This window comes from Streptomyces lonarensis, assembly GCF_012033735.1.
GTDB lineage: Bacteria > Actinomycetota > Actinomycetes > Streptomycetales > Streptomycetaceae > Streptomyces > Streptomyces lonarensis.
Map to the genome: position 1 here is coordinate 1 of NZ_JAAVJD010000140.1, position 14,821 is coordinate 14,821.

General features: G+C 70.2%; 13 protein-coding genes and 1 pseudogene. All 14 read right to left on the reverse strand.

Translation table 11 applies throughout. The features are described 5' to 3' along the window. Positions 1-325: pseudogene (locus HCN56_RS16880) on the reverse strand (hypothetical protein); the annotation flags it as partial. 281 nt (positions 326-606) lie between these two features. Continuing rightward, positions 607-1,062: a DUF6113 family protein gene (locus HCN56_RS16885; RefSeq protein WP_312871271.1), complete on the reverse strand. Its 456-nt coding sequence runs from the start codon at positions 1,060-1,062 to the stop codon at positions 607-609. Next, the gene (gene mshB / locus HCN56_RS16890; protein WP_167972024.1) at positions 1,059-2,063 is read right to left on the reverse strand and encodes an N-acetyl-1-D-myo-inositol-2-amino-2-deoxy-alpha-D-glucopyranoside deacetylase; all 1,005 of its coding nucleotides are present in this window, start codon (positions 2,061-2,063) and stop codon (positions 1,059-1,061) included. The genes HCN56_RS16885 and mshB overlap by 4 nt, the downstream gene beginning before the upstream one ends. Before the next feature lie 74 nt (positions 2,064-2,137). Next, positions 2,138-2,332, reverse strand: a complete 195-nt coding sequence (locus HCN56_RS16895) for a hypothetical protein (RefSeq protein ID WP_167933830.1) — start codon at positions 2,330-2,332, stop codon at positions 2,138-2,140. A gap of 355 nt (positions 2,333-2,687) precedes the next feature. Further along, a complete protein-coding gene (locus tag HCN56_RS16900; RefSeq protein ID WP_167972026.1) occupies positions 2,688-3,728 on the reverse strand; it encodes an ABC transporter ATP-binding protein in 1,041 nt (346 codons plus the stop codon). Then, positions 3,709-4,806 (reverse strand): ABC transporter ATP-binding protein, encoded by a 1,098-nt coding sequence (locus tag HCN56_RS16905; RefSeq protein ID WP_167972028.1) that lies wholly within the window; start codon positions 4,804-4,806, stop codon positions 3,709-3,711. Before HCN56_RS16905 ends, HCN56_RS16900 begins: the two co-directional genes overlap by 20 nt. Positions 4,807-4,813: 7 nt before the next feature. Continuing rightward, the gene (locus HCN56_RS16910; protein ID WP_167972030.1) at positions 4,814-5,752 is read right to left on the reverse strand and encodes an ABC transporter permease; all 939 of its coding nucleotides are present in this window, start codon (positions 5,750-5,752) and stop codon (positions 4,814-4,816) included. Then, entirely contained in the window at positions 5,745-6,668 is a 924-nt protein-coding gene (locus HCN56_RS16915; RefSeq protein WP_167972032.1) for an ABC transporter permease, read from the reverse strand. The genes HCN56_RS16910 and HCN56_RS16915 overlap by 8 nt, the downstream gene beginning before the upstream one ends. 90 nt (positions 6,669-6,758) lie before the next feature. Beyond that, a complete protein-coding gene (locus HCN56_RS16920) occupies positions 6,759-8,390 on the reverse strand; it encodes a peptide ABC transporter substrate-binding protein (protein WP_167972034.1) in 1,632 nt (543 codons plus the stop codon). 228 nt (positions 8,391-8,618) lie between these two features. Then, positions 8,619-9,659: an ABC transporter ATP-binding protein gene (locus HCN56_RS16925; protein ID WP_167972036.1), complete on the reverse strand. Its 1,041-nt coding sequence runs from the start codon at positions 9,657-9,659 to the stop codon at positions 8,619-8,621. Beyond that, positions 9,652-10,704 carry an ABC transporter ATP-binding protein gene (locus HCN56_RS16930; RefSeq protein WP_167972038.1) on the reverse strand — a complete coding sequence of 351 codons (1,053 nt, stop codon included), beginning with the start codon at positions 10,702-10,704 and terminating at the stop codon, positions 9,652-9,654. Before HCN56_RS16930 ends, HCN56_RS16925 begins: the two co-directional genes overlap by 8 nt. A 14-nt stretch (positions 10,705-10,718) precedes the next feature. Then, positions 10,719-11,666, reverse strand: coding sequence for an ABC transporter permease (locus HCN56_RS16935; protein ID WP_167972040.1), 948 nt, complete (start codon positions 11,664-11,666; stop codon positions 10,719-10,721). After that, the gene (locus HCN56_RS16940; RefSeq protein WP_167972042.1) at positions 11,659-12,588 is read right to left on the reverse strand and encodes an ABC transporter permease; all 930 of its coding nucleotides are present in this window, start codon (positions 12,586-12,588) and stop codon (positions 11,659-11,661) included. The genes HCN56_RS16935 and HCN56_RS16940 overlap by 8 nt, the downstream gene beginning before the upstream one ends. A 124-nt stretch (positions 12,589-12,712) precedes the next feature. Further along, positions 12,713-14,335, reverse strand: coding sequence for a peptide ABC transporter substrate-binding protein (locus HCN56_RS16945; protein WP_167972044.1), 1,623 nt, complete (start codon positions 14,333-14,335; stop codon positions 12,713-12,715). Positions 14,336-14,821: the final 486 nt, after the last annotated feature.

Here is a 14,821-nt window from a genome sequence, read left to right on the forward strand (position 1 = left end):
GCGTGGCGCCGGGCGTGCCGCCGGGCGGCGTGTCACCGGGCGCACCGCCGTCGGCGGGGCCGTCCTGGCGGGGAACGCCGCCGGGCGGTGTCGCCCCCGGCGCGAGCGGCTTGCGCGGCTCGAACCAGGAGCTGGCCTTCTTCGCCGCGCCCGGTGCCGGGTCGGGTCGGCCTGCCGTGGGCGGCTCGGCGCCGCTCTCGGCCTCGGGCGCGCCGGACTGCCGGGGCGGCGTCGGCGGCTCGTCCTGCTTCTGGACCGTCTCGCGCATGACCACCGGGGGGATGGGACGCGAACCCGGGATGTTGATCCGGATGCGCGTGGTCATGGTGGTCTCGGTCTTCTTGTCACCGGGCTTGCCGGCGCCCGGTCCGTCGGACGCACCCGGAGTGGGGCTGTCTCCGTAGGGCTCCCGCCCCCCGAACGAGGGGGTCGGGCTGTCTTTTTCACGACTCAAGGCAGGATCTCCCGATTGGTTTCACCGGCCGGTCCGCGATCTGCCGGGAACGAACGGCGAGCCCCACCATACTGGGACGCACGCCGTGGTATCCGCCGGTGGCGGGATTGGCAGCCACGTTCGATGGGTAAGGACAGTGCCCGCCGGGGTGTTCAGCCGCCCTTACGGGCGGATGCGCCCGATCTGCCCCCGCCCAGCGGGCGGGTGGGGTCGAAGAGCGGCCGGTCGGCCGGGGCGAGCGCGAGGCAGAGCCCGGCGGCGCCCATCCCGCCGAAGAGGAAGAGGTAGCTCGACGCCTCCGCGCCGAAGAGGAAGTCACCCTGCGGCCGGGTGGCGGTGAGCACCAGCACGGTGACGGCCCACAGCAACGCGGGGACGGCGACGCCCAGCTTCGCGCGTGTCAGCAGGGCACCGCCCCAGAAGAGCCCGACCGCGCCGGCGAGCGCCAGCAGCAACCCGAGCGGGAACCAGGCGGCCTGGACGAGGGACCCGGCGACGGCGACCAGGAAGCCGAGCACGCCGAGCCCGACGTGGACGAGGACGCGGCCGGGGCGCGTGCGCGGCCCGCCGCCGACCGTGACCCGCTCCGGGCCCGCTCCGCCGGTCACGACCGGGCCGTCCCGGAGTGCGGGCCGTCCTGGGCGATGCCGCCCACGGCGGGCAGGAAGGGGCCGGCGTCCTCGGCGCCGAACGGCCGGCCGGCCGCCAGCCGGTACCACTCGGTCCGCCACAGCGGCTGGAGCAGGAAGTTGGAGAGCACGAACTCGGCCTCGGGGGCCGCGGAACGGCTCGGCACCACCGTGACCTGGGTGCGATGGGCGCGCATGGCGGCCGCCTTGGCCGATACCTGTCGGTCGCTGCCCTCGACACGCCAGTCGACGGCGTCGTCGTCGACGACCCCGGGGATGTCGGCGAGCGAGGCGACGTCGACGGCGGGGCCGCCGCCGGGGCCCGCGCGGCCCGCGTCGCCCAGCGGGCCGGCGTCACGCAGCCGCGTGAGGGCGGATTCCGCCGCCGAGCGCGGGACGCTGTTCCACAGCACCCGTGCGACGCGGTGCGGGGTGGCGGGCGCGGCCGCCGGGACGCCCGCACGGACGCCCGGCGGGTCCTCGGCCGCGGCGAGCGCGACGGCGCGGGTGGCGACGCGGTGGGCCTGGATGTGGTCGGGGTGGCCGTAGCCGCCGTCGGGGTCGTAGGTGATGACGGTGGCGGGGCGGGTCTCGCGGATCACCGCGGCCAGTTCGGCGGCGGCCCGGTCGAGGTCGGCGCCCCAGAACGCGCCGGGCCGCTCGTTGTGGGGCAGGCCCATCATCCCGGAGTCGCGGGGCGTCTCGCCGCCGACAGTGAGGAACCGGTGGTCGGTGACGCCGAGTTCGGTCATCGCCTCGGCCAACTCGGTCACGCGGTGCGCGCCGAGCCGGTCCTCGCGGTCGGAGGTGAGCGCGGCGAGGGACGCGGGAATGACCTCGCCCTCCTCGCCACGGGTGCAGGTCACGAGCGTCACGGGAACGCCCAGTTCCACGCAGGCGGCCATGGTGACGCCGTTGTTGATCGACTCGTCGTCGGGGTGCGCGTGCACCAGCAGCACACCGGGGGGGCCGTCACTCATGGGGTGAGCCTATCGGCCCGCTCGGTGGCCTCCGGGCCCGGCGGGGGCACGAGCCCGGCGGCGGCGGACGCCGGTCAGAAGCTGATGCTGTTGATCATGCCGCCGACGCTGGAGGTCACCTCGTTGATGGTGGGGGCGATGTTGGTGTTGGCCAGGTAGAAGCCGAACAGGATGCAGACCACCGCGTGGAGGGTCTTCATCCCGGCCTTCTTGATGAGAATGAACACCAGGATTGCGAGCAGCAGCACCGCGGAGACGGACAGGGCCACGGTGTACCTCCGATACAGCGAGCGGACAGGGGTGAGCGGCACGGGGGAACGACTGCCTGAGTCCTACCCACCCTGCGCCGTGGATCCTAACTGTCCGTGAGGCCGCACAGCTCGGTGCATCGGAGCAGACCCGGGGCGCACGCGCGCATCCGGGACCCATGTCCGGCAAGCCCGACAACGGCGCCTCCGGGGGGTTAACACGGGGGCAACTCGGCGGACGCCCGCCCGATATGCGGACACCGCAGACTGGGTCCACGGCCGTGCGGGTGCCGTAATACGGAGGGCGGGGTGGCCATCGTGTCCACCCCGCCCTCCGGTCGTGCGCCCTCGCCCGCCGGGCGCCGGACGCCGGCGCTCAGCCGTGCGCCACCCGCGGCTTCTCCTCGGCGAAGTGGCAGGCGGAGTCGTGCAGTACCTCGCCGCTGCGGTCGGCGAGGACCGGCGGCACCGCCAGCGGCGGCTCCTGCCGCTCGCACCGCTCCTGCGCCTTCCAGCAGCGGGTGCGGAACCGGCAGCCGGAGGGCGGGTTGGCCGGCGAGGGGACGTCACCGGTGAGGATGATCCGCTCCCGGCCCTCCCGTGCCTGCGGGTCGGGGACGGGGACGGCGGAGAGCAGCGCCTGTGTGTACGGGTGGGTCGGGTGGTCGTAGATCGCGGTGTCGCTGCCGATCTCGACGATCTTCCCCAGGTACATCACGCCGACGCGGTCGGAGATGTGCCGCACGATCGACAGGTCGTGCGCGATGACCATGTAGGCGAGCCCGAACTCGTCCTGGAGCTGCTCCATCAGGTTGATGACCTGCGCCTGCACCGAGACGTCGAGCGCGGAGACCGGCTCGTCGGCGACGATGATCTCGGGGTTGAGCGCCAGGCCGCGGGCGATGCCGATCCGCTGCCGCTGACCGCCGGAGAACTGGTGCGGGTACCGGTTGATGTACTCCGGGTTGAGCCCGACCACGTCCAGCAGCTCCCGGACGCGGCGGCGGCGGGCGCCCTTGGGGGCCGCCTCGGGGTGGATGTCGAACGGCTCGCCGATGATGTCGCCGACCGTCATCCGCGGGTTGAGCGAGGTGTACGGGTCCTGGAACACCATCTGGATGTTCCGCCGCACCGCCTTCAGCGCCCGCCCGGAGAGCCGGGAGATGTCCTCGCCCTTGTAGAACACCGCGCCCGCGGTGGGGCGTTCGAGGTTCATCAGCAGCTTGGCGACGGTGGACTTGCCGCACCCGGACTCCCCCACGATGCCGAGCGTCTCCCCCGGGTACAGCTCGAAGGAGATGCCGTCGACGGCGCGGACCGCCCCGACCTGGCGGCGGAAGACGATCCCCTGGGTCAGCGGGAAGTGCTTGACGAGGTCGCGGACCTCCAGGATCGGCTCACGCGCGCCGGGCGTCATCGACGGTCTCCTTCCAGTAGTGGCAGGCGCTGGAGCGTTCCCCGATGTCCGGGACGCGGGCGACGTCGTCATGGGCGGCGTCCGCCGCGGCCGCCTCGGCCTGCTCCCCGGTGGCCTCGGCCGCGCCGTCGGCGGCCTGCTCCGACACGGCGTAGAGCGGGGGCAGGTCGGTGCGGCAGCGGTCGCGGACCCGGGGGCAGCGCGGGTGGAACGGGCAGCCGTCGGGGACGTGCAGCAGATTGGGCGGCAGCCCGCTGATGGCGTACAGCTGCCCGCCCTTCTGGTCCAGGCGGGGGATGGAGTCCAGCAGCCCCTTGGTGTACGGATGTGCGGGGGCGGCGTACAACTCCTTGACCGGGGCGTTCTCGACGATGCGCCCGGCGTACATCACCGCGATGCGGTCCGCGGTGTCGGCGACGACGCCGAGGTCGTGGGTGATGAGGATCAGCCCCATGCGGTACTCGCGCTGCAGGTCGGCCAGCAGCTCCATCACCTGCGCCTGGACGGTGACGTCCAGCGCGGTGGTCGGTTCGTCCGCGATGATCAGGTCCGGCTCCAGCGCCAGCGCCATGGCGATCATGATGCGCTGCCGCATGCCGCCGGAGAACTCGTGCGGGTAGTCGTTCACCCGCTGGCGTGCGGCAGGGATGCGGACCCGGTCCATCAGTTCGACCGCCCGCTCCTTGGCCTCCTTGCGGGACGCGCCGCGGTGGACGCGGAACATCTCGCCGAGCTGGAAGCCGACGGAGAGCACCGGGTTCAGCGAGGAGAGCGCATCCTGGAAGATCATCGCCATCCGGGGGCCGCGGAGGCGGCGGCGCTCCTCGGCGCCGAGCCGCAGCAGGTCGCGGCCCTGGAAGAGGATCTCCCCGCCGGTGATGCGGCCGGGCGGCATGTCGAGGATGCCCATGATCGCCTGCGCGGTGACCGACTTGCCGGAGCCGGACTCGCCGAGCACCGCCAGCGTCTCACCGGCGTCCACGCCGTAGCTGACCCCGTTGAGCGCGCGCACCACTCCGTCCCGGGTGGAGAACTCCACCTGGAGGTCGCGTACTTCGAGCAGCCGGTCGTCCGTCATCGGGGCGTCACCTCAGCTTCGGGTCGAGGGCGTCCCGGACGGCGTCGCCCATCATGATGAAGGCCAGGACGCAGAGCGAGAGCGCGGCGGCCGGGTAGAGCAGGATGTGGGGCGCGTTGCGGAACTGCATGCCGTCGGAGGCGGCCGAGATGTCGACGCCCCAGGAGACGGTCGGCGGACGCAGCCCGACGCCGAGGAAGGACAGCGTCGCCTCCAGCGCGATGATCGTGCCGAGCATGATCGTCGCCATGACGATGACCGGCGCGACCGCGTTGGGCAGGATGTGGCGCAGCAGGATGCGGCTGTTGCTCGCGCCGAGCGCGCGGGCGGCCTGCACGTAGTCGTTCTGCTTGGCGGTGATGACCGCGCCGCGGGCGATGCGGGCGATCTGCGGCCAGCCGAGCGCGGCGATGACCAGCACCACCGGCCAGATGCCGCTGAGCTTGATCATCGACAGGAAGACGATGGCGCCCAGCACCAGCGGGACGGCGAAGAAGACGTCGGTGGTGCGGGAGAGCAGCGCGTCCCAGAATCCGCCGAAGAAGCCGGCGAGGCCGCCGACGACGGTGCCGAGCACCGCGACGCCGAGGGTGGCGCAGACGCCGACGGCGATGGAGGCGCGGGCGCCGTAGACGACGCGGGTGTAGACGTCGCACCCCTGGGTGTCGAAGCCGAACCAGTGCCCGGGCGCGGGCCCCTCCAGCGAGCGCGAGAGCTGGCAGTACAGCGGGTCGCGCGTGGCGATGACGGACGGCCAGACCGCGATGACCAGCAGGAAGACGATGAGCAGCGCGGAGATCACGAAGACGGGGTTGCGCCGCAGGTCGTGCCAGGCGTCGGAGCTGAGGCTGCGGGCGCGTCCGGGGTCGGTGCGGGTGACGACGGCCTCGTCGAGGGCGGCGCCCTGGGCGTCGAACGGCGTGTCCGGCCGGTGGGGCTCAGGCATAGCGAATCCTCGGGTCGAGCACGGCGTACAGGAGGTCGACGAGGAGGTTGGCGACGAGGAAGATCAGCACCAGCACGACGACGAACCCCACCACCGTGGGCGAGTTCTGCCGCAGGATGCCCTCGTACAACTGGTAGCCGACGCCCTGGATGTTGAAGATGCGTTCGGTGACGATGGCGCCGGCCATCAGCGTCCCGATGTCCGCGCCGAGGTAGGTCACCACGGGGATCAGCGAGTTTCGCAGCAGGTGGCGCGTGGTGACGCGGCGGCGCGGCAGCCCCTTGGCCACCGCGGTGCGCACGTAGTCGGCGCGGGCGTTCTCGACGATCGAGGTGCGGGTGAGCCGGGTGACGTAGGCGAGGGAGACCAACGCCAGGATGATGCCCGGCACGATCAGCTCGTCGAACGGCGCGGCGGGGCTCACCGCCGGGTTGACCCAGCCGAGTTCGACGCCGAGGAAGAACTGGAGCGTCGTCCCGAGGACGAACGTCGGGATGGCGATGACGACCAGGGTGGCCATGAGCACCGAGGTGTCCGCCGCCCGGCCCCGGCGCAGTCCGGTGACGACGCCGAGGACGATGCCCAGCACGATCTCGAAGACGATGGCGACGAGCATCAGCCGGAAGCTGATGGGGATGGCCTGGGCGAGGAGCTCGGTGACCGGGCGGCCGTTGAAGGCGGTCCCGAAGTCGCCGGTGAAGATGTTCCCCATGTAGAGCAGGTACTGCAGCCAGACCGGCTTGTCGAGGTTGAACTCGGCGCGCAGCCGGGCGGCGGTGGCCGCGTCGGGGGCCCGGTCGCCGAACAGACCGGTCACCGGGTCGCCGAGCGCGTACACCATGAGGAAGATCAGAAAGGTGGCGCCGATGAACACCGGGATCATCTGGAGCAGGCGCCGGATGACGTAACGCCCCACGGGCCCTCCTGTCGGTGAGGTGGTCGCGGTCCCGGGGCCGCCGGCGCCCGGCCGGTGGCGGCGGGGCGGACGGCGGCTCCGGCGGGGGCGTCAGGAGACGGTGATGTCGGTGTAGACCGGCACCGAGAACGGGTTCAGCCGCACGTCGGAGACGCGCTCGGAGTGGCCGGCGGTGCCGTTCTGGTACCAGAGCGGGATGACCGGCATGTCGTCCACGAGCACCTGCTGCGCCTGCTTGAAGAGGTCGATCGCCTCGTCCTCGTCGTCCGCGGAGTTGGCGCGGTTGACGAGGTCGTCGAACTCCTCGCTGCTGTAGCCGGAGTCGTTGGAGGAGGCGTCGGTGTAGTACAGCGGCTGCAGGAAGTTCTGGATCAGCGGGTAGTCCATCTGCCAGCCGCTGCGGAACATGCCGGTCATGGAGTCGGAGGTGACCTGGTTGCGGAAGTCCGCGAAGGTCGGCACCGGGTTGACCGTGCAGGCGCCGGTGTCGCCGAGCGCGTTGTTGATGCTGTTGCAGGCGGCGTCCATCCACTGCCGGTGGGAGCCGGTGTCGACGTTGGAGGTGAGGGTGACGGTGCCGCCGGGCAGCCCGCCGGCCTCGTCGATCATCTCCTTGGCCCGCTCGGGGTCGTAGGAGCAGATGTCGCCGCAGAGGTCGGGCTCGTAGCCGCCGGCCTCCTCCAGCACGGGCGAGGTGAAGTCGGTCGCCGGGGTGCGGGTGTCGGCGAAGATCTTGCCGGTGATCTCCTCGCGGTTGATCGCCATGGACAGCCCCTGGCGGACCTTGACCATGTCGTCACCGGACCAGTTGTCGTCGTAGAGCGGGAACGACACGGTCTGGATGATGCCGGCGGGCTGGTTGATGTACCGGTCGCCGAGGTCGGCGTCGGCGTTGTTCAGCTGGGAGGCGGGGATGTCGTCGATGACGTCGAGGTTCCCCGCCTGGAGGTCGGTGTAGGCGGTGTTGTTGTCGGTGTAGACGCGGAGTTCGACTCCGTCGTTCTGCGCCGCGTCGTCACCGCTGTAGTCCTCGTACTCGACCAGGGTCATCGACTGGCTGCGCGAGTAACTGTCGATCATGTACGGGCCGTTGCCGACGGGCTTCTCCAGCCAGGCGTCGTGGTCGTCGAAGAACGACCGGGGCAGCGGCGAGTAGGCGGCGTACCCGAGGGTGTCGGGCCAGAGGGAGAACGGCTCGGTCAGCCGGACGGTGAAGGTGCGCTCGTCGACGACCTCCAGACCGGACATGGTGTCGGCGGTCGGGTCGGCGCCTTCGTCCTCGGGGTGGACGTCGGCGTAGCCGTCGATGAACTGGAAGAAGTAGCTGTTGATCTGGTTGTTCTCGATGTTGGCGCCGTAGTTCCACGCGTCGACGAAGGAGTCGGCGGTGACCTCGGTGCCGTCGCTGAACGTCCAGCCCTCTTTGATCGTGATCGTGAAGTTCTGCTGGTCGTCGGTCTCGATGGACTCGGCGAGGGCGTCCTCGGCCGCCGCGGTCTCCGGGTTGTACCGCTTCAGGCCGCGGAAGATCATGTCCATGACCTTGCCGCCCTGCACCTCGTTGGTGTTGGCGGGCTCCAGCGGGTTCTGCGGGTCGCCCCAGGACGCGCGCACCGTGCTGCCGCCGCCCCCACCCCCGGAGTCGCTGCCGCAGGACGTGGCGAGCAGGGCCACGGCGGTCGCGGTGGCGACTGCCGCCGTCAGACGGGTGCCCTTGCGCATCGGGTGCCTCCTCGGGCTGCCGACATCGTGAGTCGCAGCCCATCAGAGCGCCCTTCGCGGTGTTTTTCTCACCATATGTAAATCGTTCGGGTGATCATCGACCCAAATACCCTCGGATGCCGCAACCGCAGCCGGGCCCAGGCCGGCGCGGCGAACGCCGGACGCCGGGCCCCTCAGGGGCCCGGCGTCCGGGTGCCGTCCTCGCCGCGCCGTTCCGCGGCGGCGCCGTCAGGCGTGGGTCACCTGCGGCTTCTCCTCGGCGAAGTGGCAGGCCGAGTCGTGCGCCACCGCCGTGTCGGCGTCGGCGTACCGCTGCGGCACCGCCAGCAGCGGCAGCTCCTCCGCGCAGCGGTCCTGCGCCTTCCAGCAGCGGGTGCGGAACCGGCAGCCGGAGGGCGGGTTGGCCGGCGAGGGGACGTCACCGGTGAGGATGATCCGCTCCCGGCCCTCCCGCGCGTCCGGATCGGGCAGCGGCACCGCGGAGAGCAGCGCCTGTGTGTACGGGTGGGTCGGGTGGTCGTAAATCGCGGTGTCGCTGCCGATCTCGACCATCTTCCCCAGGTACATCACACCGACGCGGTCGGAGATGTGCCGCACGATCGACAGGTCGTGCGCGATGAAGAGGTAGGACAGGCCGAACTCGTCCTGGAGCTTCTCCATCAGGTTGATGACCTGGGCCTGCACCGAGACGTCGAGCGCGGAGACCGGCTCGTCGCAGATGATGATCTCGGGGTTGAGCGCCAGGCCGCGGGCGATGCCGATCCGCTGCCGCTGACCGCCGGAGAACTGGTGCGGGTACCGGTTGATGTACTCCGGGTTGAGCCCGACCACGTCCAGCAGCTCCCGGACGCGCGCCTGCTTGTCGCCCTTCGGCGCCGCCTCCGGGTGGATGTCGAACGGCTCGCCGATGATGTCGCCGACCGTCATCCGCGGGTTGAGCGAGGTGTACGGGTCCTGGAACACCATCTGGATGTTCCGCCGCACCGCCTTCAGCGCCCGCCCGGACAGCTTCGAGATGTCGTCGCCCTTGTAGAAGATCTCCCCGGCGGTGGCCCGCTCCAGGTTCATCAGCAGCTTGGCGACGGTGGACTTGCCGCACCCGGACTCCCCCACGATGCCCAGGGTCTCCCCCGGGTACAGCGTGAACGAGATGTCGTCGACGGCGCGGACCGCCCCGACCTGGCGGCGGAAGACGATCCCCTGGGTCAGCGGGAAGTGCTTGACGAGGTTGCGCACTTCCAGGATCGGCTCGCGGGTGGTGTCAGCCATGGAGGGTCTCCTTCCAGAAGTGGCAGGCGCTGGAGCGGCCCGGCACGGGCGCGCCCTCGGCGTCCAGCACGGTGACCGGCAGCGGGCGCTCGGTGACGCAGATCTCCCGGGCACGGTCGCAGCGGGGGCTGAACGAGCAGCCGGCGGGGAGCGAGGTCAGCGTCGGCGGCAGCCCGCGGATCGCGTAGAGGTCGCTGCCCTTCTGGTCCAGCCGCGGGATGGAGTCCAGCAGCCCCTTGGTGTACGGGTGCGCCGGGGTGCGGTAGATCTCGCGGACGTCGCCGCGCTCCACGATGCGGCCGGCGTACATCACCGCGATGCGGTCCGCGACGTCGGCGACGACGCCGAGGTCGTGGGTGATGAGGATCAGCCCCATGCGGTACTCCTGCTGGAGCTCCGCGAGCAGGTCCATCACCTGCGCCTGGACGGTGACGTCCAGCGCGGTGGTCGGCTCGTCCGCGATGATCAGGTCCGGCTCCAGCGCCAGCGCCATGGCGATCATGATGCGCTGCCGCATACCGCCGGAGAACTGGTGCGGGTAGTCGTTCACCCGGTCCTTCGCCGCGGGGATGCGGACGCGGTCCATCAGCTCGACCGCCCGCGCCTTGGCCTCCTTGCGGGAGGCCCCCTTGTGGACGCGGAACATCTCACCGAGCTGGTACCCGACGGAGAGCACCGGGTTCAGCGAGGAGAGCGCGTCCTGGAAGATCATCGCGATCTTGTTGCCGCGGATCTTCCGCCGCTGCGCCTCGGTCATCGCCAGCAGGTCCTGGCCCTGGAAGAGGATCTCCCCGCCGGCGATGCGGCCGGGCGGCATGTCGAGGATGCCCATGATCGCCTGCGCGGTGACCGACTTGCCGGAGCCGGACTCGCCGAGCACCGCCAGCGTCTCCCCGGCCTCGACCGAGTAGCTGACGCCGTTGACGGCCTTGGCCACGCCCTCCCGGGTGTGGAACTCCACCTGGAGGTCGCGCACCTCCAGCAGCGGCGTGCCGGGGGTGGCGGGCGTCTCGTCCTTGACGAGGTCGATACCTGTCTCTGTCATCGGGTACGCCTCCCTCAGCGCAGCTTGGGGTCGAGGGCGTCGCGCACGGCGTCACCCATCATCAGGAACGCCAGGATCGTGCCGCTGAGCATGATCGAGGGGAAGATCAGCACGTGCAGCGCGACCCGGATCTGGTCCTTGCCGGTGTTGATGTCGCTGCCCCACGACATCGCGGGGTCGGCCAGCCCGATGCCCAGGTAGGACAGGGTCGCCTCGGCCGAGATGTAGCCGCCGAGGGCGACCATCGCCACGACGATCACCGGCGCCATGGCGTTGGGCAGCACGTGCCGCAGCAAAATGCGCCAGGTCCCGGCCCCCAGCGACCGGGCGGCCTGCACGTAGTCCGCCTGCTTGACCGAGATCACCGAGCCGCGCATGACACGCGCGATGGTGGTCCAGCCGAGCACGGCCAGCGCGAGCGTGATCACCAGTTTCCCGCGCACGTCGAAGGAGACCAGGATGACCATCGCGCCCAGCAGGAACGGGATGCCCATGAAGGTGTCGACGATCCGCGAGACCACCGCGTCGACCCAGCCGCCGAAGTAGCCGGCGATCATGCCGACGAGGCTGCCGAGGAAGAGCACGATGACGGTGACCGAGACGCCGATGACGATCGAGGCCCGGGTGCCGTAGATGACACGCGCGTAGACCGAGCGGCCCTGGCTGTCGTAGCCGAACCACTCCGGGGAGAAGAACTTCGTCAGCTCCGGGGAGCGCAGGAACGCCCCCTGGAGGTCCGCCTCGCGCGGGCTGGCCGAGGTGAACAGGCTGGGGAAGGCGGCGATGATGATCAGCACCAGGATCATCGCGCCGGCGATGAGGAAGCTGGGCTTGCGCCGGAGGTCGCTCCAGGCGTCGGACCACAGGGAGCGCGGCTTGCCGGGCGGGGGCCCGGCCTCCGCCTGCGCCACCTCCGCGACCGGAGCGGTGGACCGGGTACCGGTGAGGTTCTGGTCAGGCATAGCGAATCCTCGGGTCCAGGACCGCGTAGAGCAGGTCGACGAGCAGGGTGACGACGAGGTAGACGACGATCATGAAGGTGACGATGCCGACCACCGTCGCGCCCTCGCGGAACGACAGGGCCCGGTAGACGGCGCTGCCGATGCCCTGGACGTTGAAGATGCCCTCGGTGACGATCGCGCCGGCCATCAGGTTTCCGATGTCGACACCGAGGAAGGTGACCACCGGGATCAGCGAGTTGCGCATCAGGTGGACGGTGACGGCACGCGGGCGGGAGAGCCCCTTCGCCTTCGCGGTGCGCATGTAGTCGGCGCGGGCGTTCTCCGCGATGGAGGTGCGTGTCAGCCGCGCGACGTAGGCGAGCGACAGCGAGGCCAGCACCATCGCCGGGAGGATCAGCTGCGTCCAGGCCTCCGGGTCGCGCACCGTCGGGGTCGTCCACCCCAGGGTGTTGGCGAAGAAGTTCTGGTAGGCGTAGCCGATCACGAAGACCGGCACCGAGATGAAGATCAGGGTGACGAAGAGAATCGCCCGGTCGGTCTTGCCGCCGCGGCGCAGCCCCGCGACCAGGCCCATGCCCACACCGAGCACCACGGTGATGAGGAAGGCCAGCACGGTGAGCCGGATCGTGGCGGGCAGCGCCTGCGTGATGACGTCCATCACGGGGCGCCGGGAGGCTATCTGCGTGCCGAAGTCGCCCTGGAAGACGCCGAGCAGGTAGTTCCAGTACTGCTGCATGAGGGGCAGGTCCAGCCCCAGCTCCGCCTTGATCGCGGCGATCTGCGCCTCGTCGACGGAGCGTTCCCCGTAGAGCGCCCGCACCGGGTCACCGGGCAGCGCGTACATCATCAGGAAGACCAGCAGTGTGGCCCCGATGAAGACCGGGATCATCTGGAGCAGTCGCCGCACGACGTAGCGCCCCATGGTTCCTCCAAGTCAGCTTGGAGGGGCCGACGCACCACCCCGGTTCGCGGAGTGGCGCATCGGCCCCCTTGTTCGTGTCACACGGCACGCCCGCGGCTGTTCACCGCTGCGTGCGCCGGTCGTCTCAGTCGACGGTGACGTCGGTCAGGACGGGCTGACCGGAGGGGTCGAAGGTGACGCCGGAGACGCGCTCCGAGAAGCCACCGTTGACCTGCTGGTGCCACAGCGGGATCGCCGGCATGAGCTCGAAGAGCTCCTTCTCGGCGTCCTGGTAGGCGGCGACGGTCTCGTCCAGGGACGCGGCGGAGTCACCGTCGGCGAACATCTGGTCGACGTCCTCGTTGGAGAAGAAGCCCGTGTTGGCGGAGGAACCGGTGCCGTAGAGCTCCTTCATGAAGGCGGCGTTCAGCGGGTAGTCCGCGATCCAGCCACCCCGGTACATCGACTTGACCTCCTGCGCGTCACGCGCGTTGAGGTCGGTCTGGAAGTCCGGCTTGGCGTCGCCGGTGCACTCGACACCGGTGGCCTGGCGGATGCTGTTGCAGACCGCGGTGACCCACGCCTCGTGGCCGCCGTCGGAGTTGTACTGGATCGAGATCTCGTTGCCGGGGACACCGCCGGCCTCGTCGATCAGCTCCTTGGCCTTCTCCGGGTCGTACTGCATGACCTCGCCGCCGGCGTTCTCCTCGTACCCCTTGGCGCCGGGGGCGACGAAGCCGGTGGCGACGGTGACGGAGCCGTTCATGACCGTGTTGACGATGGTCTCGCGGTCGATCGCCATGGACAGACCCTGCAGCACCTGCGGGTCGATGTCCTCCCAGGTCTCGCTGTAGAAGACCGGGACGATGGTCTGGTTGGCCATGTAGGGCTGGCTGATCGCGCGGTCGCCGAGGTCGTCCTTGAAGACCGGCAGGTTCTGGGTGTCGACCTGGCGGATGACGTCCAGGTTGCCGGAGAGCAGGTCCTGGTAGGCGGCGTTGAGGTTGGTGTAGGTGACCAGCTCGACGCCGTCGTTCTGGGCCGCGTTGTCGCCCTGGTAGTCCTCGTAGGCCTCCAGGGTGATCTTCCGCTCGCGCTCCCAGGAGGCGAACTTGTACGCGCCGTTGCCGACCGGGCTCTCGCCGAACGCCTCGGGGTCGTCGTAGAAGCTGCTGGGCAGCGGCGTGAACGGGTTGTAGCCGAGCTTGTAGTCGTAGTACGAGAACGGCGACGTGAGGCTGATGGTGAAGGTGGTCTCGTCGACGACCTCCAGGCCGGACATCGTCTCGGCGGTGGCCTCACCCTCCTCGGGGTGGACCTCGTCGTAGCCCACGATGTCCTGGAACCAGTAGCTGTTCTTCTGGTTGTTGGAGATGTTGGCGGCCCAGTTCCACGCGTTGACGTAGGACTCGGCGGTCACCGCCTCACCGTCGTGGAAGGTCCAGCCGTCCCGGAGGTTGACGGTCCACTCGGTGCCGTCCTCGTTGCGGTCGATCGACTCGGCGGCCGTGTAGACCAGCTCGCCGTCCTCGTCGAAGTCCACGAGGTTGGCGAAGACGTTGTCGATGACCAGCGCACCGTACTGCTCGTTGGTGTCGGTCGGGACGAGCGGGTTCTGGGGCTCGCCGGAGTCGACGGTGAAGACACCGCCGCCGTCGCCGGAGCCGCCGGAGCCGCTGCTGTTGTCGTCGCCGCTGCCGCAGGCGGATGCGACCAGAGCCACACCTATCGCACCTGCCACCCACTTGGCGCTACGCGCACCGCGCATGGGCCCTGCCTCCTTGGGATTCATTTGCTCATCCGGCGCCGCTCGTGCGGGGAGCCTGACTCCCACCCATCCCCGGCACCACTCGGACCACCACAGTCCCGGTAGTCACAACCGCCCCAACTATTGGCCATAACGGCCTCGCAGTCAGCATTTTGAGATCACGATGAGGTGACAATCAGCCTGACTCAGGTCCCAAAAGGGACATAGAGCATGGGTTCCTTTGCCGCGAAACGGACAGATGTGATCGCCACCACGACCCCCGCGCCCGACATGCGAACAGGTCCACACCTCTCCCGGATGCACCCCCTTGACATGTTCCGTATGAGATTCTCGACCGTTGGTGGTGCTGGTGTGACAACTGTGATGCCCGTGCGCCGCGCCGGGTATGCCCCTCCCGGAGCCGCTGTCGGCCGAGTGCCTCCCCGGCCGCCGGCACGCCGCCGGGGCGGCGGGTGCGCGCCGGGCGGCACGGGGGCGGGCCGCCAG

Excerpts from the sequence above, each read along its gene's own strand:
- HCN56_RS16925 (WP_167972036.1), bottom strand. The coding sequence starts at position 9,659 with ATGGCTGACACCACCCGCGAGCCGATCCTGGAAGTGCGCAACCTCGTC.
- HCN56_RS16920 (WP_167972034.1), bottom strand. The coding sequence starts at position 8,390 with ATGCGCAAGGGCACCCGTCTGACGGCGGCAGTCGCCACCGCGACCGCC.
- HCN56_RS16910 (WP_167972030.1), bottom strand. The coding sequence starts at position 5,752 with ATGCCTGAGCCCCACCGGCCGGACACGCCGTTCGACGCCCAGGGCGCC.
- HCN56_RS16900 (WP_167972026.1), bottom strand. The coding sequence starts at position 3,728 with ATGACGCCCGGCGCGCGTGAGCCGATCCTGGAGGTCCGCGACCTCGTC.
- HCN56_RS16945 (WP_167972044.1), bottom strand. The coding sequence starts at position 14,335 with ATGCGCGGTGCGCGTAGCGCCAAGTGGGTGGCAGGTGCGATAGGTGTG.
- HCN56_RS16930 (WP_167972038.1), bottom strand. The coding sequence starts at position 10,704 with ATGACAGAGACAGGTATCGACCTCGTCAAGGACGAGACGCCCGCCACC.
- HCN56_RS16940 (WP_167972042.1), bottom strand. The coding sequence starts at position 12,588 with ATGGGGCGCTACGTCGTGCGGCGACTGCTCCAGATGATCCCGGTCTTC.
- HCN56_RS16935 (WP_167972040.1), bottom strand. The coding sequence starts at position 11,666 with ATGCCTGACCAGAACCTCACCGGTACCCGGTCCACCGCTCCGGTCGCG.
- mshB (WP_167972024.1), bottom strand. The coding sequence starts at position 2,063 with ATGAGTGACGGCCCCCCCGGTGTGCTGCTGGTGCACGCGCACCCCGAC.
- HCN56_RS16905 (WP_167972028.1), bottom strand. The coding sequence starts at position 4,806 with ATGACGGACGACCGGCTGCTCGAAGTACGCGACCTCCAGGTGGAGTTC.